Source organism: Amycolatopsis sp. NPDC043885, assembly GCF_056435685.1.
Genome location: NZ_JBWKEA010000001.1, coordinates 1,543,286 through 1,561,985, shown reverse-complemented (window position 1 = coordinate 1,561,985; position 18,700 = coordinate 1,543,286). Strand labels below are relative to the sequence as shown.

Annotated in this window: 21 protein-coding genes; 4 read left to right on the top strand and 17 right to left on the bottom strand. The window is 68.7% G+C overall.

The window, feature by feature from the left end:
- Window positions 1-6: 6 nt before the first annotated feature.
- The gene (locus AC069I_RS07825; protein WP_478224216.1) at window positions 7-888 is read right to left on the bottom strand and encodes a phosphoribosylaminoimidazolesuccinocarboxamide synthase; all 882 of its coding nucleotides are present in this window, start codon (window positions 886-888) and stop codon (window positions 7-9) included.
- 35 nt (window positions 889-923) lie between these two features.
- Between AC069I_RS07825 and AC069I_RS07820 the strand changes: the two genes are divergently transcribed.
- Entirely contained in the window at window positions 924-1,730 is an 807-nt protein-coding gene (locus AC069I_RS07820; protein WP_478265040.1) for an SAM hydrolase/SAM-dependent halogenase family protein, read from the top strand.
- Here the strand turns inward: AC069I_RS07820 and AC069I_RS07815 are convergent.
- The 10 genes from AC069I_RS07815 to AC069I_RS07770 form a co-directional block, all read right to left on the bottom strand.
- Window positions 1,613-2,500, bottom strand: a complete 888-nt coding sequence (locus AC069I_RS07815) for an MOSC domain-containing protein (protein ID WP_478265039.1) — start codon at window positions 2,498-2,500, stop codon at window positions 1,613-1,615. The genes AC069I_RS07820 and AC069I_RS07815 overlap by 118 nt on opposite strands.
- A gap of 111 nt (window positions 2,501-2,611) precedes the next feature.
- The gene (locus AC069I_RS07810) at window positions 2,612-3,352 is read right to left on the bottom strand and encodes an amino acid ABC transporter ATP-binding protein (protein WP_478265038.1); all 741 of its coding nucleotides are present in this window, start codon (window positions 3,350-3,352) and stop codon (window positions 2,612-2,614) included.
- The gene (locus AC069I_RS07805; RefSeq protein WP_478224212.1) at window positions 3,349-4,107 is read right to left on the bottom strand and encodes an amino acid ABC transporter permease; all 759 of its coding nucleotides are present in this window, start codon (window positions 4,105-4,107) and stop codon (window positions 3,349-3,351) included. Before AC069I_RS07805 ends, AC069I_RS07810 begins: the two co-directional genes overlap by 4 nt.
- Window positions 4,108-4,890 (bottom strand): ABC transporter substrate-binding protein, encoded by a 783-nt coding sequence (locus AC069I_RS07800; protein WP_478265037.1) that lies wholly within the window; start codon window positions 4,888-4,890, stop codon window positions 4,108-4,110.
- Between the two features lie 8 nt (window positions 4,891-4,898).
- Window positions 4,899-5,672, bottom strand: a complete 774-nt coding sequence (locus AC069I_RS07795; protein WP_478265036.1) for an ABC transporter substrate-binding protein — start codon at window positions 5,670-5,672, stop codon at window positions 4,899-4,901.
- 5 nt (window positions 5,673-5,677) lie between these two features.
- Window positions 5,678-6,499 carry a substrate-binding periplasmic protein gene (locus AC069I_RS07790; protein WP_478265035.1) on the bottom strand — a complete coding sequence of 274 codons (822 nt, stop codon included), beginning with the start codon at window positions 6,497-6,499 and terminating at the stop codon, window positions 5,678-5,680.
- Between the two features lie 163 nt (window positions 6,500-6,662).
- Window positions 6,663-8,093 (bottom strand): adenylosuccinate lyase, encoded by a 1,431-nt coding sequence (purB, locus tag AC069I_RS07785; RefSeq protein ID WP_478230924.1) that lies wholly within the window; start codon window positions 8,091-8,093, stop codon window positions 6,663-6,665.
- A gap of 90 nt (window positions 8,094-8,183) precedes the next feature.
- A complete protein-coding gene (locus AC069I_RS07780; protein ID WP_478265034.1) occupies window positions 8,184-8,777 on the bottom strand; it encodes a TetR/AcrR family transcriptional regulator in 594 nt (197 codons plus the stop codon).
- A gap of 23 nt (window positions 8,778-8,800) precedes the next feature.
- Complete coding sequence (locus tag AC069I_RS07775; RefSeq protein WP_478224207.1) at window positions 8,801-9,505, bottom strand: hypothetical protein; 705 nt, start codon at window positions 9,503-9,505, stop codon at window positions 8,801-8,803.
- Window positions 9,492-10,010: a SigE family RNA polymerase sigma factor gene (locus AC069I_RS07770; RefSeq protein WP_005152531.1), complete on the bottom strand. Its 519-nt coding sequence runs from the start codon at window positions 10,008-10,010 to the stop codon at window positions 9,492-9,494. The genes AC069I_RS07775 and AC069I_RS07770 overlap by 14 nt, the downstream gene beginning before the upstream one ends.
- Window positions 10,011-10,145: 135 nt before the next feature.
- Between AC069I_RS07770 and AC069I_RS07765 the strand changes: the two genes are divergently transcribed.
- The 3 genes from AC069I_RS07765 to AC069I_RS07755 all read left to right on the top strand — a co-directional run bounded on the left by AC069I_RS07765 (window position 10,146) and on the right by AC069I_RS07755 (window position 12,678).
- Window positions 10,146-11,174, top strand: coding sequence for a threonine aldolase family protein (locus AC069I_RS07765; RefSeq protein WP_478224206.1), 1,029 nt, complete (start codon window positions 10,146-10,148; stop codon window positions 11,172-11,174).
- Between the two features lie 2 nt (window positions 11,175-11,176).
- A complete protein-coding gene (locus AC069I_RS07760; protein WP_125679605.1) occupies window positions 11,177-11,767 on the top strand; it encodes an HAD family hydrolase in 591 nt (196 codons plus the stop codon).
- Between the two features lie 89 nt (window positions 11,768-11,856).
- Window positions 11,857-12,678: an SAM-dependent methyltransferase gene (locus AC069I_RS07755; RefSeq protein ID WP_478224205.1), complete on the top strand. Its 822-nt coding sequence runs from the start codon at window positions 11,857-11,859 to the stop codon at window positions 12,676-12,678.
- Here AC069I_RS07755 and AC069I_RS07750 read toward each other — a convergent pair.
- The 6 genes from AC069I_RS07750 to AC069I_RS07725 form a co-directional block, all read right to left on the bottom strand.
- Window positions 12,675-12,860, bottom strand: a complete 186-nt coding sequence (locus AC069I_RS07750) for a hypothetical protein (protein ID WP_007032516.1) — start codon at window positions 12,858-12,860, stop codon at window positions 12,675-12,677. The two genes, AC069I_RS07755 and AC069I_RS07750, sit on opposite strands and share 4 nt — an antisense overlap.
- 85 nt (window positions 12,861-12,945) lie before the next feature.
- The gene (locus AC069I_RS07745; RefSeq protein ID WP_478224204.1) at window positions 12,946-14,130 is read right to left on the bottom strand and encodes a pyridoxal phosphate-dependent aminotransferase; all 1,185 of its coding nucleotides are present in this window, start codon (window positions 14,128-14,130) and stop codon (window positions 12,946-12,948) included.
- 490 nt (window positions 14,131-14,620) lie between these two features.
- Window positions 14,621-15,742: a transglycosylase SLT domain-containing protein gene (locus tag AC069I_RS07740; protein WP_478224203.1), complete on the bottom strand. Its 1,122-nt coding sequence runs from the start codon at window positions 15,740-15,742 to the stop codon at window positions 14,621-14,623.
- Window positions 15,743-15,785: 43 nt separating this feature from the next.
- Window positions 15,786-16,097 carry a hypothetical protein gene (locus tag AC069I_RS07735; RefSeq protein ID WP_340686231.1) on the bottom strand — a complete coding sequence of 104 codons (312 nt, stop codon included), beginning with the start codon at window positions 16,095-16,097 and terminating at the stop codon, window positions 15,786-15,788.
- 168 nt (window positions 16,098-16,265) lie between these two features.
- Window positions 16,266-17,036, bottom strand: a complete 771-nt coding sequence (locus AC069I_RS07730) for an ESX secretion-associated protein EspG (protein ID WP_340686230.1) — start codon at window positions 17,034-17,036, stop codon at window positions 16,266-16,268.
- 4 nt (window positions 17,037-17,040) lie between these two features.
- Window positions 17,041-18,696 carry a hypothetical protein gene (locus tag AC069I_RS07725; protein WP_478230929.1) on the bottom strand — a complete coding sequence of 552 codons (1,656 nt, stop codon included), beginning with the start codon at window positions 18,694-18,696 and terminating at the stop codon, window positions 17,041-17,043.
- Window positions 18,697-18,700 lie beyond the last annotated feature (4 nt).

Here is an 18,700-nt window from a genome sequence, read left to right as displayed (position 1 = left end):
CGCAGGTCAGGCGGGCCAATCCTGCAGCGACCGGCCGGTGATGCGTTCGTACGACTCGATGTACCTCGCCCGCGTGGCGGCGACGATGTCCTCGGGCAGGCGCGGTGACCCCGGTCTGTCCCGGCGATGCCAGCCGGACGCGGGACTGGTGAGCCAGTCCCGCAGGGGCTGCTTGTCGAACGACGGCTGCGGGCGGTCCGGCGCGTATCCACCGGCGGGCCAGTAGCGCGAGGAATCCGGGGTCAGGACCTCGTCTGCGAGCACGAGGTTCCCCTCGCGGTCGATGCCGAATTCGAGCTTCGTGTCCGCGAGCAGGATGCCGCGTTCGGCGGCGAACTCCGCGCCGCGGCGATACACCGCCAGCGTCGCCTCGCGGACCTCCTCGGCCAGTTCGCGGCCGAGTTGCCCGACGACGTCGGAGAAGGCGATGTTCTCGTCGTGCGAGCCGTGGTCGGCCTTCGTCGCGGGAGTGAAGATCGGTTCGGGGAGCCGGGACGACTCGGTCAGGCCCGGGGGAAGTTCGACGCCGCAAACCCTGCCGCACGCGCGATAATCGGCGAGACCGGTACCGGTGAGATACCCGCGGGCGACGGCTTCGAGCGGCAGCATCGCCAGCCGCCGCACCAGCAGCGCGCGGCCGCGGACCTCGGCGGGGATGCGTTCGTCTTCGTAGGAGACCAGGTGGTTGGGGAGGACATCGGAGAGCAGGGAGAACCAGAACACGCTCATCGCGGTGAGCACCCGCCCCTTGTCCGGGATGGGCGTGTCGAAGACGACGTCGTAGGCGGAGATCCGATCCGAAGTGACGAGCAGCAGATGCTCGTCATCGACGGCGTAGAGCTCACGGACCTTGCCGGCGGCGATCTTCGGGTATTCGAGCGTCGTCACGGCTGCACCCTAGCGATCAAGGATGATGGCTGATCATGCCGATCCACTGCGTTTCGTTCACGACCGACTACGGGCTGAGAGACGGTTTCGTGGCCGCGTGCCACGGCGTGATCGCGCGGATCGCGCCGTCCGTACGGGTGATCGACGTGAGCCACGAGATCCCTCCGCAGCAGGTCAGGACCGGCGCCGAGGTCCTCGCCCAGACCGTGCCGTATCTGCCGGAGTCGGTCCATCTCGCCGTCGTGGACCCCGGCGTCGGCACGGCGCGGCGCGGTGTCGTGGTGGTCACCGAGCGCGGAATGCTCGTCGGCCCGGACAACGGACTTCTCATTCCCGCCGCCGAAACACTCAGCGGGGTGATAGCGGCGTACGAACTCGCGGCCCCGGAGTACCGCCTTCCGGTGACTTCGTCGACGTTCCACGGACGCGACGTCTTCGCCCCCGCGGCGGCGCATCTCGCGCTCGGCGTCGCCCCGGAGGAGTTCGGGCCACGCGTCGACGATCTCGTGCGCCTGCCGGACCCGTTCGTCGCGGTGTTCCCCGGCAAGCTGGTGGCCGAGGTGCTCACGGTCGACCACTTCGGCAACGTCCAGCTCGCCGCGAGCCCCGCCGACCTCGAACTGGCCGGGCTGTCCGGCACGGTCTCCGTCAGCAGCGAACACGTTCTGGTGAAAGCGCTGGTCGGCGACACCTTCGGCACGGTGCCGCCGGGCCGGAACGTGCTCTACACCGATTCCGCTGGACGGCTCGCGGTCGCCGTGAACGGCGGCTCGGCGTCGGACGTGCTCGGGCTGGGGCCTGCCCAGGAGTGCACGATCACCTCGTCGCCGACGGACACCTGACCCGGGCCGGTCACCGCCATCTTGATCCCGAACGAGACGCCGCCCTCGGGCTCGCGGCGGTAGTCGGCGAGCGAACGGATCGGTTCCGGACCGGCCTTCTCGCCGGTCCCCTGGTCGACCATCGGCACCGTGCAGCGGACGCAGACCTTGGCGTACCCCAGTTCGAGGCCGCCGGCGGTGAGCGAACGGACGTCGTCCTCGCGGTGCGGTTCCGGCCAGCCCGAGACGACGATGTTGGGCCGGAAGCGGTCCATCGGCACGGCCTCGGCGCCGCGCGACGCGATACGCTCGTTCAGACCGTCCAAAGAGGACTCGGAGGTCAGCAGGATCGCGTGCGCGTCGGCGAAGACCGCGGTGCCGGGGATCTCGCCGTTGGTGACGCGCTCGTGCTCCGGCGCGAGCCCGACGAACACCGACGGCAGGCCGAGGACGGTGGAGAACCACTCGGCGGCCTCGTCACCCTGGCGGACGCCCTTGCCCTGCCAGGTGAACGTCGCCGCGGGATGCCGCGGTCCGTCCGTGACCGTCTCGACCAGGAGATCTTCGACGCCGGGAGCGGCGAGCCGCAGACGGGCGCCGTCGTCCAGGACCTCGGCCCGGATCGCGGCCATCACCGGATGCTTCCGCTGGCTGCGGAACTCACCCTCCGGGGAGACGACCATCCAGGCACGATCGAACCGCAGGCCCGCCCGGGTGACGTCGGCCGTTTCGACCGCCGTCCCGGCGCAGCCCTTGACCGGGTAATAGACCAGCTTCGCCACTCTCGCCATAGCCGCAGGTTAACGACTCAGGCCTCGTGAGTGGTAATGACGGTTAGAACCGTCCTTACCACTCACGAGACGTGCCCCACCACGCCACCGCCGCCCTTGCTCGCCGGCTCCCTACAACACCTGCGACAGGAACCGCTGCAAACGCTCGCTCCGCGGAGCATCGAAGATCGCCTCCGGAGCACCCTGTTCGACGATCTTCCCGTCGTCCATGAACGCGACCTCGTCGGCGACGCCACGCGCGAAACCCATCTCGTGGGTGACCACGAGCAGCGTCAGGCCGCGCTCGGCCAGCCCCGCCATCAAGGTGAGGACGCCCTTGACCAGCTCCGGGTCCAGCGCGCTGGTCGCCTCGTCGAACAGCATGACCTCGGGCTCCATGGCGAGCGCCCGCGCGATCGCGACCCGCTGCTGCTGCCCGCCCGAGAGCGCGCTCGGCCGGTACGGCGCCTTGTCGGCGAGGCCGACCTCGGCGAGACGGGCCTGCGCGATCTCCGCCGCCTCCTCCTTGCCGAGCTTGCGGACGCTGCGCAGCGGCAGCGTGATGTTGTCCAGAACGCTGCGGTGCCCGAACAGGTTGAAGTGCTGGAACACCATGCCGACCCGCTGCCGCAGCGCGTCCGGGTCGGACGAGATGACGCTCTCGCCGTCCAGCAGCAGGTCGCCGGAATCGGGCTCCTGGAGGCGGTTCACGCAGCGCAGCAGCGTCGACTTACCGGAGCCGGACGGGCCGATGATGCAGGTCGTGCGGCCCTTCTCGACCTTGAGATTCACACCCTTCAGCACTTCGAGGGTGCCGAAGGAGACGTGGATGTCGCGGAGCTCGACGCTGGAGGAACGTACGGCGGACGTCATGGCATCGGCACCTTTCCGGTGTTCAGGAGTTCCGGCTCGCCGCCCTCGTCGTCGACCCGGATCTTCTTGCCGGTGCGCAGCTTCTTGTCGATGTAGTTGACCAGATGCGTCAGCGGCACGGTGATCACCAGGTACACCGCACCCGCCGCGACCAGCGGCGACAGGTTTCCGGTGTTCGCCGCGAGGTCCTGCCCGATGCGGAACAGGTCGCGCTGCTCGGCGAGGAAGCCCAGGAAGTACACCAGGCTGGAGTCCTTGACCAGTGCGATGAACTGGTTCACCAGCGCGGGCAGCACCCGCCGCACGCCCTGCGGGATGACGACGAGCGTCATCGCCTTGGTGTAGCTCATGCCCAGCGCGCGGCTGGCCTCCATCTGTCCTTTTTCGACACTCTGGATACCGGCGCGGAAGATCTCGCCGATGTACGCGGCGGCGATCAGGCTGAGCGCGAGAATGCCCAGCGGGTACGGGTTCCGCGACAACGACGGGATGAGGATCCCGCCGCCCTGTCCGATCACCAGGATGGTCAGGATCGCGGGCAGACCGCGGAAGATGTCCGTGTACACCCTGGCCGGCCAGCGCAGCCACGCCTTGCTGGAGAGGCCCATCGTGGCCAGCAGCATGCCGAGCACGGTGCCGATCAGCGCCGAGAACACCGACAGGATCAGCGTGTTCAGCAGACCGGTCCCGAGGAGGTCCGGGAAGACCTCCCAGATGTACTCCCAGTTCAGAAAGCTGTTGAGGAAATCGTCCACTTACTTCTGCCCGGCCTTGAACTCCGCGGGCACCGGCGCGTTCGGCTCGAAGCGCTGGTGCACCTTTTCCCAGGTGCCGTCGGCGATGACCGCCTTGAGCCCGGCGTTGATCTTGCCCGCCAGCTCGGTGTTGCCCTTCTTGACCGCGAACCCGTGCGGGATGGTCGTGGTGATCGCCTTGACCACCTTGAGCTTCGCGTCCGGGTTCTTCGCCGCGTAGTCCTCGGCGGTCGCCTGGTCGAAGATCGCACCGTCGATCGCGCCCGATTTGAGCGCGGCGAGGGCGGCGGCGTCCTGCGGGAACTTGACGGCCTGCGCGGTGGGCGCGTTGGCCGCCAGCCAGCTGTCCGACACCGTGCCCTGCACGACCCCGATCCGCTTGCCGGCCAAGGAGTTCTCGTCGGTGATACCGGTGCCTTCGCGGGCCTCGATACCGAGCGACTGGTAGTTGTACGGCGCCGAGAAGTCGACGGTCTTGCGGCGTTCGTCGGTCTGCGAGATCCCCGAGCTGCCGATGTCGAACTTGCCGTTCGCGACCTGGCTCAGCAGGGTAGAGAACTCCGTGGAGACGAACTCGAGTTTCAGGTTCTGGTGCGCGGCGATGGCCTTCAGCAGCTCGTTGTCGAACCCGGTGAACACGCCGTTTTCCTGGTAGGCGTTGGGTTTCGAGTCGCTGAGCGTGCCGACGCGCAGCGGCCTTGTACTGGAGTTCTCTCCTCCACCGCACGCCGCCAGCACCGCCACCAGGGCGGCACCGACGACGGCGGCGAGTGACTTCTTCATCGTGATCCTCACGCCTTGAACTGGTCCGGGACCGGGGCCGTCGGCAGGAACTTCTCGTGCAGCTTGACCCAGGTGCCGTCGGCGATGACCTGCTTCAGGCCCTCGTTGATCTTGGTGAGCAGCTCGGCGTCGCCCTTCTTCACCGCGAAGCCGTGGGGCACGTCGGTGGTGAAGGACTTGACGACCTTGAGCTTCACGTCGGCGCTCTCCTTGACGTTCGTCTCGGCGATCGCCTGGTCGAGGATGTAGGCGTCGACGGCGCCGCTCTTGAGCGCGGCCAGCGCCGGGGCGTATCCCGGGAAGCGCACGGCCTGCGCGTCGGGCACCGTCGAGGTGAGCCACTTGTCGCCGACGGTCGCCTGGATGACCGCGACCCGCTTGCCGGACAGGCCCTTCTCCTCGGTGATCGGCGAGCCGTCCTTGGTCTGGATGCTCATGACCTCGAAGTTGTACGGGCTGGAGAAGTCGACGTTCTTCTTGCGCTCGTCGGTCTGCGCGATGGCCGAGCTGCCGATGTCGAACTGGTTGTTCGCGACCTGGCCCAGCAGCGAGGAGAAGTCGGTCGAGGCGAACTCGAGCTTCAGGTTCTGCTTGGCGGCGATGGCCTTCAGCAGCTCGTTGTCGAAACCGGTGTAGTTGCCGTTCTCGACGTAGATGTTCGGCGGCGCGTCGCTCAGTGTCCCGACGCGCAGGGTCTTCTCGGTGGCGGACTCGCCGCCACCACAGGCGGCGAGCACGGCGACGAGGCCCGCTGCCAGCGTGGCGAGCAAGGTTTTCTTCATGGTTTTCAGACCCCCGCGTTCTGGACGGGCAGGCCGGGGCCGCCCTGTTCGAGTTCCTTGGGCAGCGGCTCGGTCTTGAAGAACTGAGCGTGCAGGCGGGCGACGGTGCCGTCCGCCACGGCCTTCGCGAGGCCGTCGTTGAGCTTCGTCAGCAGTTCCTTGTTGTCCTTGCGGACGGCGAACGCGGACGGCGTGTCCTTGGTCTCGACGGTGTAGCCGAACTCCAGCGGCACGTCCGGATTCTGGTCGATGTACTTCTGCCCGATGTCCTTCGGCACGACCCAGCCGTCGAGGCTGCCCGCCTTGAGCTGCGCGAAACCGGCGTTGTAGTCGGGGAAGCGGACGACGTTGGCGCCCGGGACCTTGCCGCTGGCGAAGTCGTCCTGCACCGACGCCTGCACGACGCCGAGCCGCTTGCCGTCGAAAGCGCCGACGTCCTTGAGGGACGCGCCCTTCTTGGTGAGGATCGTGGTGAACCCGGTGCTGTAGCCGTTGCTGAACGCGACGGTCTTCTTGCGGGCCTCGGTGGTGGAGATCGTGGAGCTGCCGATGTCGAACTTGTTGGAGGCGACGGCGGCGAGCAGGCCGGCGAACTCGGTGCCGACGAACTCGACCTCGAAGCCCTCGCGCTTCGCGATGTCGCGCAGCAGCTCGTTGTCGTAGCCGGTGAAGGTGCCGTTCTCCAGGTAGATGGACGGCGGCGCGTCGGTCAGGGTGCCGACCCGCAGCTTCCGGTCGCTCGCGTCACCGGAGCCACAGGCGGCGAGGGCGAGGGTGGCCGCTCCGGCCGTGACGACGGCGACGAATTTCGACAGCGTGGATCTCATCGCTTCTTCCGTGGGTTTCGGCGCGCAAGGCGCGATACAAACACGCCAGGCCGCCTCATGGGCGGCCTGGCGCTCCGGGTTCAGCGATCGAGATTAGGCATTTCGCCCGATCGAGTAACTTCGTCTCACTCTGTGAACGCCCCGTGGTGGGGCTGCTCACACGTCAGAGGATCGGTGCCGGCGAGTAGCCCGCAGCCTCCGGGAAACGCTCCAGAATGCCTGCGACGCGCGACGCGATCGCGGCCACCTGACGGGGCGCGACACCGGTGAACGAGATCCGGTCCGCGAGGAGTTTGTCCAGCTCACCGCGGTCGAGCGGGATACGCTCGTCGGCGGCGAGCCGGTCGAGGAGGTCGTTCTCCGCCAGCCCCTGCTCCCGCATCGCGAGCGCGACGCCGACGGCGTTCTCCTTGATCGCCTCGTGAGCGGTTTCACGCCCGACACCCGCGCGGACCGAGGCCATGAGCACCTTGGTGGTCGCGAGGAACGGCAGATAGCGATCGAGCTCACGTCCGATGACCGCCGGGAAGGCGCCGAATTCGGCCAGCACCGTGAGGAAGGTCTCCAGCAGGCCGTCGAGCGCGAAGAACGCGTCGGGCAGCGCGACCCGGCGGACGACGGAGTCGGACACGTCGCCTTCGTTCCACTGGTCGCCGGCGAGTTCGCCGATCATCGACAGGTAGCCGCGCAGGACCACGGCGAGCCCGTTGACGCGCTCACACGAACGGGTGTTCATCTTGTGCGGCATGGCCGACGAGCCGACCTGCCCGGGCTTGAAGCCCTCGGTGACCAGCTCGTGGCCCGCCATCAGGCGGATCGTCTTCGCGAGGCTCGACGGGGCGGCCGCGAGCTGGACGACGGTGGACAGCACGTCGAAGTCGAGCGAGCGCGGGTACACCTGGCCGACGCTGGTGAACACGTTCTCGAAACCGAGGTGGGCCGCGACCCTCGACTCCAGTTCGTCCAAAGTGGACTCGTCGCCGAGCAGGTCGAGCATGTCCTGCGCGGTGCCGACCGGGCCCTTGATCCCGCGCAGCGGGTAGCGGCCGATGAGGTTTTCGAGCCGGTCGAAGGCGACCAGCAGTTCGTCCGCGGCGGTGGCGAAGCGCTTGCCCAGCGTCGTCGCCTGCGCGGCGACGTTGTGCGAACGACCTGCCATCACCGTGTCGGCGTGCTCGACCGCGATCGCGGCGAGCCGGGCCAGCACCGCCCCGACGCGGCCGCGCACCAGCTCCAGCGAACGCAGCACCTGCAGCTGCTCGACGTTCTCGGTCAGGTCACGCGAAGTCATGCCCTTGTGGACGTGCTCGTGCCCGGCGAGCGCGTTGAACTCCTCGATGCGGGCCTTCACGTCGTGCCGGGTGACCCGCTCGCGCGCGGCGATCGAGTCGAGGTCGACCTGCTCCAGCACGCGTTCGTAGTCGGCGACGACACCGTCCGGCACCTCGACGCCGAGGTCGGCCTGCGCGCGGAGCACGGCGAGCCAGAGCTCACGCTCCAGCACGACCTTGCGTTCCGGGGACCACAGTTCGACCAGCTCAGGCGAGGCGTAGCGGCCGGCGAGCACGTTGGGGATGCGGGGCTTGTCCGTCACGCGGCCAGACTAACCCGCCCCGCGTTTCGTCCTCTGAACGCGGTAGTTGGCGTCACGAACCACCGCATTCAGAGGACGAAACGCGAGAGTTCAGGCGAGGGCGGCCTGCAGCATCCGGGCGGCGGCGGCCCGAGGCTCCGGGTCGACCTCGATCAGCGCGTTGACCACGGCACCGTCGACGAGGGCGACGAGCCGCTCCAGCTCGGTGGAGTCCACAGGCGTGCCGGAGCGCGCGAAGATCTCGTGGAGCAGCTCGTACAGCTGCGCGGACAGCGTCCGCATCAGCGGGCGGAGGTACGGGCGGCGGCCTGTCCCGACGAGGCGTTCGTAGCGCAGGAGGACCGCTTCGGCGTCGGCCTCGCGATCCGGGCGGAGCGGACCGAGGAGCATGTCCAGCACCAGGTCGACGGTGGCCTCGACACCGCGGTGGCGGGTCGCCAGCTCGTCGAGACGTCGCCGTCCGGTCTCCAATTCCACCTTCGCGTGATGTTCCACCGCGGCGGTGACCAGCTCTTCGAGCGAATCGAAGTAGTACGTCGTCGAAGCCAGCGGCAACCCCGCGCGTTCGGCGACCGCACGATGCCGCACGGCGTCGAAACCGCCCTCGGCCAGCAGCGACGCGGCGGCCTCGATGAGTTCGGCACGGCGTCGCTCACCCTTTGGCGTGGTCGCTGCGGCGGTCATGGCGGGCTATTTTGCCAGCTCGGTCAGTAGCGGGCGGCGAGCACGCCGACCAGCCTGTCGACGTCGGACTCGGGGAAGGCGGGCCTGCCCGAGCCGTCGCCGAGGCTCACCACGACCACAAGAGAGCCCTTGGGGGTGGTCCGCCGCGCCTCGGCCGCTCCGGTGGGCATCACCGGGACGGACGAGCCCGCCGGGTAAACCGCGGCGGAGACCGTGCCGCCCGGCACCTGGAACCCCGCGGACCTGGCTCCCGTCGTACAGAGGTCGCCGGGCGTCGACTTGGCGACATCCACGGGGACCGGGAGCTCGCCAGCGAGGGCGGTGGCGAGCTCCCGGTCCACCTGGTCGCACCCGTAGGTGCCTTCGGCCGTCTTCTGGCCGGTCCTCTCTGGCCCGCCGCCCCCCTGCTGAGGCGGCGGGTTCGAGAAGTTCGAGGGGTCCCCGCTATCAAGAGGACGTGCGGACTGCGCCCCGGGTTGCTCCGCGGAAGCCGCTTCGTTGTCGGATTTGACCGCGCTCCCCGTCTGGAGCTCGGTTCCGCCGAGCACGCCGGACATGCCCACTCCGGCCAAGGCCAAAACCACCGCACTACAGGCCACCGCGATACCGTTTCGGCGTCGAGCGGTGGCGCGTTTGGAGGCGCGGACCACGTCGGCGGTGTCGAAGGTCGGCGACGGCGCTTCGCCGGGGGCGTCACGGAACAACGCCTTCAGGTCATTCTCGTCCATCCCGTGCCACCTCCTCCTTCTCCATGACCTGCCTGAGGTTCGCCAGCCCGCGCGCGGTCTGGCTCTTCACGTTTCCTTCGCTGCAGCCGAGCGCCTTCGCCGCCGCACCGACGTCCAGCCCCTCGAAGAACCTGAGCACCAGCACGGCCCGTTGCTTCGGGGGCACTTCGCGCAACGCGGCCAGCAGGTCTTCCCTGGTGACGACCTGTTCGCCGAGGTCGAAGCCGTCCTGCGGCGGCTCGGGCAGCTCTTCGGTCTGCCACTCCCGCCGCCACGGCCGCCTCGACTCGTCGATGGCCGCCCTGACCAGCGTCTTCCGTACGTAGGCGTCGGTCGCCGCCCGTTCTCTGATCTTCTTCCACCTCCGGTGCAGCGCGACGAACGCCGTCTGCGCGAGGTCGTCCGCACGATGCCAGTCACCGCAGAGCATGTACGCGGTCCTGCGCACGGAGTCCCGCTTCGCGGCGAAGTACTCCGCGAACTCTTGTTCGTCGCGCTGGTTCACGCGGTTTTTGTCTCCGCTCTTGCCTCGTCGGTGGGTAGGACGGAACCGGGGGCGTCCACGGTTGCATGAGCGGGCGTGGCGGACCAGCCGGGGAGGAGATTCATGGCGGGCCCGTCGATGTGATGTGATCGTACCGTGACCTCGCGCTCTCTCCCGCAGATCGATTTCCGCTCCGACACCGTGACCCGGCCGGACGACGTCATGCGCCAGGCCATGGCGAAGGCCGAGGTCGGCGACAATGTCCTCGACGGCGACCCGACCGTCGGCGCGTTGGAACAGCGCGCCGCGAAACTGCTCGGCATGCCCGCGGCGCTCTGGACACCGACCGGGACCATGGCGAACCTGATCGCGCTGAGCAGCCATCTCCAGCGCGGCGACCGGTTCCTCGCGCCGCGCGGCGCGCACGTGATCACCGACGAACTCGGGTCCGCCGCCTGGCTCGCGGGTGGTATGCCGGAGCCGCTGGAACACGACGCCGGACCGGGCCGTCCGACGCCGGAGACGCTTTCGGCCGCGATCGGCGTCCCGCGCGGGCCGTACTACGCGATGCGCACGCCGCTGCTGTGCCTGGAGAACACGCACAACACGGCCGGTGGCGCGGTCACCCCGCCCGACGAACACGCCCAGCTGGTCGCGGTGGCGAAGGAGGCCGGGCTGACCGTGCACCTCGACGGCGCCCGCATCTGGCACGCGTCGGTCGCGCTGGGGATCCCGCCCGCGGCGCTCACGGTCGGCGTCGACACCGTTTCCGCTTGCTTCTCCAAGGGACTCGGCGCGCCCGTCGGCTCGGTGGTGGCGGGCAGCACGGAGTTCGTCGAGAAGGCACGGCGGATGCGCCAGATGCTCGGCGGCGGCATCCGCCAGGGCGGCGTGCTGGCCGCGGCCTGCATGGTCGCGCTGGATCGCATCGGCGACCTCGCCGAGACGCACGAGAACGCGACACGGCTCGCGACCGGGCTCGCGGAACACGGCTGGGAGGTCAACACTCCCGAAACCAATATCGTGCAAGTGACCGCTCCCGACCTCGAAGGCAGGCTGGCGTGGCTGGCCGGGCTCGGGATCCGGACGCTGCCCAGCTCGGGCCGGATCCGGTTCGTGGCGCACCGGGACCTTTCGGCGGCGGACATCGAGGAAACCCTTCAACGCATCAAGACCGGGGGCTGAACGTGAACTGGATCGTCTTCGACTACGGCGACGTCATCAGCGCGCACACCGACGCGCTGCCGACCCTGGCCAAGGCCTTCGGCCTAGAAGTGGCCGACTTCGAACCGCACTACTGGGCCGAACGGGTCCGGTACGACTCCGGCGGCACGGACCTCGAGTACTGGCAGAGCATCGGCCGCGCGCTGGACGTCCCGGTGGACAAGGCGTTCTCCGACGAACTGACCGCCATCGACGTCACCGGCTGGACGCACGTCGAGCCCGACGTGCTCGAACTGCTGGAAGGACTGCACGAGGCGGGCGCGGCGCTCGCGCTGCTCTCGAACGCGTCGTCCACCTTCGGCCGCTGGGTGCGCGAGCAGGAGTGGGCGAAGCTGTTCCGCGTGAAGCTCTTTTCGGGTGACCTCGGCTGCATGAAGCCCGACGCGAAGATCTATCGGATCCTGCTCGCCGAACTCGGCGCCGAACCGGCCGACTGCCTGTTCTTCGACGACCGACAGTCCAATGTAGACGGTGCGCGGGCGGTCGGGATGCGGGCGGAACGCTGGGTCGGCGTGACCACGGCGAAATCCGGCTTCGGCTCTTCGGAGGAATAATTCACCCTCGCCGCTCATCCGCTTACGCGCGGTGAAGCGGATGACCTACGCTGAACTCGTCCGAACCGATTCACCCCCGGTAGGTGCCCATGTCCGCGGATCAACGCCCGTTCGTGCCCGTCGATTTCGACCGGCCGAGCATCGCGCGGGTCTTCGACGCACTGATGGGCGGCCAGGACAACTACGAGGCCGACCGGGTGGTGCTGCGCCAGATCCTGGAGCTCGCGCCGGAATCCCAGGCGATGGCCAAGGAGGTCCGGCACTGGCTGGTCCGGACCGTGCGGTACCTGACCGACCGGGAAGGCATCGACCAGTTCCTCGACCTCGGTTCCGGCTTCCCGACCGTGGAGAACACGCACCAGGTCGCGCAGCGGTACAACCCCGAGGCGCAGGTCGTCTACGTCGATCACGATCCGGTGGTCCAGGCGCACGGCCGCGCGCTGCTGGCGGCGAACGACTTCGCGCATATGACGGCCGCCGACCTCACCGAACCGGCCGAGGTCATCGAGGAGCTCGCCCGCACCCACCGGCTGGAGTTCGACCGGCCGATCGGGCTGATCCTGTGCGCGATCGTCCACCACATCCCGGATCTCGACGAGGCGCGGAAGATCGTCCGCGCCTACGTCGACGCGCTGGCGCCGGGCTCGTTCGTCGCGCTGCTGCACCAGCACAATCCCGCCGACGGCTCCGAAGCGGCCGACATCGCGACGTCACTCGAGAAACGCTTCGACGGCACAGGGCTGGACACGCTGTACCGGACGCGCGAGGAGATCGAGTCCTTCTTCGAGGGACTCGATCTCATGGAGCCCGGCCTGACCTATCCGCACCTGTGGTGGCCGGACGGGCCGCGCTTCACCCCGCTTTCGCCCGTGAACTTCACGTCGCTCGGCGGGGTGGCGCGTAAGCCCTAACGGCGGAGTTGCTTCGGGGTGCCCTTGCCCTTGATGGCGCCGTACGCGGCCGTGCCGAGGAAGACCGCGCCGCCGATGACGGCGATCCAAAAGACGGCCTTCACGAGGAAACCGAGCACGGATCCGAGCACCATGAAGGCCACCCAAGCCAGGATCAGCCCGCCGACGATCTTCCAGAACATGGCATCCTCCGATTGCCTCACCGTGCCCGTGCGGGCCCGGTGAGTCCAGGTTGTCAGGCGGAGCTCGCGAGCGCCTTCGTTCTGCCTAACGTTCAGGGTGAATTCCGGGTTCCCCCTGAGCGAGCCAGTCGCCGAGCCTGCGGACGCCCTCGTCGATGTCCTCGCGCGAGCCCGCGAAGGAGAACCGCACGAACCGGCCGCCGTCGCTCACGTCGAAGTCGATCCCGGGAGCGATCGCGACACCGGTGTCGGCGAGGAGCCGCTGGCACCAGCTGAGGCTGTCGTTCGTGTACGCGGAGACGTCGGCGTACGCGTAGAAGGCGCCTTCGGCCGGCGCGAGCTTGTCGATGCCGATGCCTTTGAGGCCGGCGAAGAGCACATCGCGGTTGGCCCGGTAGCGCTCGACGTGGCCGTTGGCCTCCGCGTACGCCTCCGGGGTGAACGCGGCGACCGCGGCGTGCTGGGAGACCGCGGGCGGGCAGATGGTGAAGTTGCCGGTCAGGACGTCGATCGCGCGATGCAGCCGCTGGGGCGCGAGCATCCAGCCGAGCCGCCAGCCGGTCATGGCGAAGTACTTGGAGAACGAGCCGAGGACGAGCGCCTCGTCGCCGTACTGCCAGGCGCAATCGAGTCCGGCGCCGTAGGAGATCCCGTGGTAGATCTCGTCGCTGATCAGCTGCACGCCGTGTGACGCGCACCAGCCGCTGATCGCCGCCAGTTCACCCGGCGGCAGGACGGTGCCGGTTGGATTGCTCGGGCTGGCCACGATCAGCCCCTTGATCGGCCCCAGCTCGTCGAGCAACGCGACAGTCGGCTGGAAGTTCGTCTCGGCCCCGGTGGCGAACTCGACGACCTCGCAACCGAGCACCTTCAACAGGTTGCGGTAGGCCGGATAGCCGGGACGCGCCATCGCGACCCGGTCGCCCGCCTCGAAGGCGCTGAGGAACGAGAGCAGGAAGCCGCCGGAGGAACCGGTCGTCATGATGACGTCCTGCGGGCTCACGTCGACCGGGTAGGTGCGGTTGTAGTGCTCCGCGACGGCCTCACGCAGTTCCGGGATGCCGAGTTGCTCGGTGTAGCCGAGGTTGTGGTCCTTCAGCGCCCGCTGCGCCGCTTCGAGCACGGGCCGCGGCGCCGGCGCGGACGGCTGCCCCGCGAGCAGCGGGACCAGGTCCCCGTGGCTGCGCTGCCGCGCCTGCGCGGCCGAAAGGACGTCCATGACGTGGAACGGCGGGACGGCGGAACGTGCGGCAGGGCCAGGGAAGGACATGCGGGTGAGGCTAACTTGCCTGCGAGGAGAACCCATCGAGGGCGTGGGTGGCCCAGTCGGCGTGGCGGCCAGCCCCTCCGTCGGTCGTGAGTGGCGTTTCGGGTTCTCTTGAGGGGTGAGTCAAATGTGGCGTGACCGAGCCTCTGCGGTGAAGGGCCTCTTCGCTGGGGTCAAAGAAGAGAGGCGGCAGTCAGCTGCGCTCTGAGCGTCTACAAGGACGCTTTCAAGTGACGAAATGTCTGCTTCAAGGCCATATGCCCGGTTTGGCGAGGGGTCGTGGGGGGGGTTTTTGGGTTCCCACCCAAAACCCCCCCCCACGACCCCCTCGCCAAACCGGGCAAATCACCCAGTCGGACACTGTCACCGCGGAAAAAGTCCGTAATGAACAGTTGGAAAGGTGCCTGGTCGGCGAGTCCCGCCCCTACCGCCAACTCCGGCACGCCACGTTTGCCTTACCCCTCTATAACCCGAAACGCCACTCACGAGGTCGCTAGTAGCCCTGGTACCCGCCGCCGCCGGCCATGGACTTCAGCCCCGGGTGCCCCTCGAAGCCGCCGTATCGCGAGAACGTGTACCGAACGCCCGCGATGATGTTGTCCACCGGGTTGTAGATGTCGTCGTGCCCGGGAAGCTTGTGCGCGTTGAAGGTCGGGTCGATGCACTGCATCAATCCCTTGGACGGCGTGCCCTTCGCCGCGTTGGAGTCCCAGTTGTTGATGGCGTTGGGGTTACCGCCGGACTCCTTCTCGATGATCGTCCAGATCTTCTGGATATCCGCCTCGGTCACCGGGATCCCGTTGGCCTGCAGGATCTTGATGGCCTCCTGGATCCACTGCTGGACGTTGCCCGGCGGCGTCGTCGACGGCGGGCCACCGCTCGGCCCGAGGCCGCCGCCCCCACCGCCACCGCCACCTCCTCCACCGCCGCCACCGCCTCCGGCGTGGAGACCGCCGGTGCGCTTGGGGACGCTGCCGTCCTTGCCGGGCATCGGGACCTTCGAGTAGCCGCCCTCGATGTCCTTCTTCATCAGCTCTTGGGACTTCTGGATCATCTGGTTGGCCTGGTCGAGCAGGCCCTTGACCCGGGTGTCGGCGTCGCCGGCGATCTTGTTGATGTCGGTCTTGGCCTTCTGGATGATCTCGTCGGCCGAAGGGCTCGGCGCCGGCTTGTGATCCTTCTCGGCCTGCGCGGCGGCCTGGATCGCCGCGTTCTTGTCCGTCTCCGCCTGGGTGTTCCGCTTGTTGATCGCTTCCTCGGCGCCCTTGTAGGCGTCGGCGACCTGGGTCTTGATGTTGCCGAGATCGGCGTGGACACGGTCGAGGTCGTCGACGACCTTGCCCAGCTGCTCTTCGACGTTCTTCCCGGCCTTGGTGATCGACTTGACGTACTCGAAGAAGGCGTCCGCGGCGGGCCCGGCCCAGACCCCGCCGTTCAACGCTTGGGTCGAGTTGGACAACGCCGCGCTGTGGTCGCCCGCGTTGTCAGCGGCCGTCTTGAACTGCTTCGAGGCGTTCTGAATGGCGGCCAGGTTCACCTTTTCGATCTGCTCGGCCTTCTTGACCAGTTCGCCCCAGCCGTCCGGCACCCCGGCGCCGACACCGTTCAAACCCACTGCTCAAGCCCCCTTGTTCTCCGGCCCCCGGCCTGGCGAATCGTCACAGGTCTCCGTGCACCTTCAGGTTGTCCACGTGGACCGCTTCGGTCTCCTTGATCAGCCCCGCCGCCTTTCGCAGCACGAAGGCGGTGGCCTCCATCAGCTGACCGGCCGAATCGAATTCGTTGTGGACTCCCTGTTTGAACTTGCCGACCGCGCCCTGCGCGTCGCCGTGCTCGTCCACTCCGCCGAAGGGGCTTTCCTTCTCGTCATCCATCCCGGTGACGCCTTTTTTGGTCTTCTCGAACTCGTCCTTGAGCTTCTCCACCTGACCGGCGGCGATCCCCATGGATTCCGGGTCGTACACAGGCACGGTTCGTCATCCCCTTCACGGAAAAACTCGTATCCGCCCGATCAGACGCGCGGCCGATCAGGACGGTTCCCGCGCATACTTTAAGACCTCGGCAGTGAGGCGTGCGCGTATCCACGCCAACTTCCACCCCGCCGATATCGGCTTCGCGAAACAGCCGAATCGGGCAAGTCAGAAATCGGCGACTTCCCGGATCCGGGTCGCCAGCAACTGGTTGTCCGCCGGGGTGATGGTCGCCCAATCCCGCCCGTCCCGGTTCCGCGCGACCTGGAACAGGTACCGGCCCGCGTCCGTGTCGTAGAAGGCGACCACGCTGTCCGCGCGCCGGGGACGGCCGTCGCGGCCCGCGCGTTCGACACCGAACTGGCCGCGCGCCTCCTGGCCGAGCAGCATGCCCGCCACCTCCTGGGCCTGCCAGAGGGGCACGTCCAGGTCTTCCAGCGCGGTGACCAGGGCTTTCGCGTCGCCGCGGGCGGCGGCGTCGGCCTGGACGAGGACGTCGTGCGGGATGCTGATCGACTGGCCGACGCCGGGGCCGAGATCCCCCGCGACCGAGACCGCGGCCTCGGCGAGGGAGCTCTCCCTGGCGGGGATCAGCCACACCTGACCGGAGTCGATCACGCCGAGCAAGGCCTGGTTGCCGACGCTCACCGCCTGGCCCTTGATCTCACGGTCGGTCCACACCCAGACGTCGATCGCGACGCGGGGGTGCGCGAACAGGTTCAGCATGTCGACCAGCTCGCCCGACGCCTGGTGTCCCCGCGCGAGACCTCGCGCGCGCAGGGATTCCCAGGCCTCTTCGATCAGCGCCGCCCGCTCCGTGTGGGTCGTTCCGGGGCTCGGCACGTCGAGTGCGACATGGCGGCCGGGCAGCCGTTCGGCTTCCCAGAGCATTTCGAACTCGAGTGCGGACAGCACCAGGCTGCCGTTGTCGTTCGGCACAGGTTCAGCGCGCTTCCCGGTTGCCGTGGTCACCGATCACGTCCGGCGAAACCAGCCGCTCGTCGGTGAACAGATCCTTGTCGTCGACGCCGTAACGCCTGATGTGCTCCGCGTCCTCTTCGACGTCCTGGGTGGCCGCGCGCTCCATGAACTTCGACTCGGGCTTCGGCTGCTTCGCGCCGATCTTCTCCGAGCGCCGCATGGCCTCCTCTTCGGGAAGCTCGCCGATCGGGAGCTGGCGGGTCGGCTTCACGCCGCCTTCCTGACGGGGACGGCGGTCGCGTTCCCTGTCGCCGCTCAGCGCACCACCGGCGACACCGGCGCCGAGCGCCGCGGCACCGGCACCCAGGTCGCCCGCGGCCGGGCCGGTGATCTTCGGGACGGCGGGGAAACCGCGGCCGGATTCGTTGCCGGGGGCCATCGGCGCCTGCGGTCCGGAGCCGACCGAGCGGCCCTTGCCGAGCGCCTGGTCGCCGCCCGCGCCACCACCGACGTTGCCGAAGACACCGGGACCCGAACTGGAGCCCGGGCCCTTGCCGACAGCGCTGTCGAGACCGGGGCCGGTGCCGAACGCTTTGCCGACCGGCTGCGCCGACGTGGTGCTGTTCGGCGGCGCGCTGCCGGTGGACTGACCCGGCGGGACGTTCGGGGTGTTCGGCGCGCCCGGCGGAACGAACGGCGGCGAGGTCGGCGAGCCGGTGACCGGGTACGACGGCCTGCCCTGTTCGGGCTGTGGGGACGGCCGGTTCGGCGTCACCCAGCCGGCCCCCGGCGAGGGAGCCGGCCTCGACGTGCCGGACGGCGTGGTCGGGGCGGCGGCCGCGGGAGCCGTGGCCCCGGCGTTCGGCGCCGACGCACCGGTTTTGCGTGCCGTCCCGCCGCCCATGGCGACGCCGTAGGCAGGGGTCGGCGCGTCGTAGGACGGCGCCTTCGGGTTGCCGACGGGCTGCGCGACCGGCGGCACGTACTTCGATTCGACGGCGGCCGACGCGGGCCGCACACTGCCGTCCGGGGTCAGGTCCGTGGCCGTGCCCGCCAGGTCGAGCGGGGCGGAACCACCACCCGCTCCGGCGGCCGTCGTGGTCTGGGTCAGGTTCATCGCCTGCGGGTCGGCCAGCGTGTCGGTCGACAGCAGGTTCTCGCCGCTCGTCTTGGCGTAGTCGTTCAACGCCTCCTGTGCCTGCGCCCGCGCGTTGTTCGCGGCGCTGACGCTCTTGGCGTGGTCGGTCTCGAACCCGATGAGACTCAGGACGACGTCACCGATGGTCAGGCCGCCGGCGCCCTTCCGGACCACTTCCGGATCCGGGAGCTTGTGCAGGGTCCGGTTGAAGGCCTCACCCTGCGCGAAGATCATCTCCGCGGAGTGCGAGACCTTCGAGTTCGCGTCCTGGGAGAAGCCGGCCTGTTCGGTGAACACCTGACCGGCGGCACCACCGGCCTCGCTCTGCCATTCCACGCCGAGCTTGCCCAGCTCGTCACGCAGCGTCTTGTCGGTGTCCGCGAGCGCGCCCGCGACGGATTTCAACGCGTCGACGGCGATACCGATACTGCCGGTGCCGTCACCGCTGCGGAAGCGTTCGATCTCGGTCGCGATCCCGGTGTCGGTGTAGCCGTCGAACCGAAGATCGCGGAGCCTGCCCGCGAGGTCGGAAACGTTCACGCCG

Bases quoted from the DNA above. Each gene is read 5' to 3' on its own strand.
- AC069I_RS07775 (WP_478224207.1), bottom strand. From the start codon at position 9,505: ATGGACGAGAATGACCTGAAGGCGTTGTTCCGTGACGCCCCCGGCGAA.
- AC069I_RS07795 (WP_478265036.1), bottom strand. From the start codon at position 5,672: ATGAAGAAAACCTTGCTCGCCACGCTGGCAGCGGGCCTCGTCGCCGTG.
- AC069I_RS07790 (WP_478265035.1), bottom strand. From the start codon at position 6,499: ATGAGATCCACGCTGTCGAAATTCGTCGCCGTCGTCACGGCCGGAGCG.
- AC069I_RS07755 (WP_478224205.1), top strand. From the start codon at position 11,857: ATGTCCGCGGATCAACGCCCGTTCGTGCCCGTCGATTTCGACCGGCCG.
- AC069I_RS07820 (WP_478265040.1), top strand. From the start codon at position 924: ATGCCGATCCACTGCGTTTCGTTCACGACCGACTACGGGCTGAGAGAC.
- AC069I_RS07750 (WP_007032516.1), bottom strand. From the start codon at position 12,860: ATGTTCTGGAAGATCGTCGGCGGGCTGATCCTGGCTTGGGTGGCCTTC.
- AC069I_RS07810 (WP_478265038.1), bottom strand. From the start codon at position 3,352: ATGACGTCCGCCGTACGTTCCTCCAGCGTCGAGCTCCGCGACATCCAC.
- AC069I_RS07815 (WP_478265039.1), bottom strand. From the start codon at position 2,500: ATGGCGAGAGTGGCGAAGCTGGTCTATTACCCGGTCAAGGGCTGCGCC.
- AC069I_RS07780 (WP_478265034.1), bottom strand. From the start codon at position 8,777: ATGACCGCCGCAGCGACCACGCCAAAGGGTGAGCGACGCCGTGCCGAA.
- AC069I_RS07800 (WP_478265037.1), bottom strand. From the start codon at position 4,890: ATGAAGAAGTCACTCGCCGCCGTCGTCGGTGCCGCCCTGGTGGCGGTG.
- AC069I_RS07745 (WP_478224204.1), bottom strand. From the start codon at position 14,130: ATGTCCTTCCCTGGCCCTGCCGCACGTTCCGCCGTCCCGCCGTTCCAC.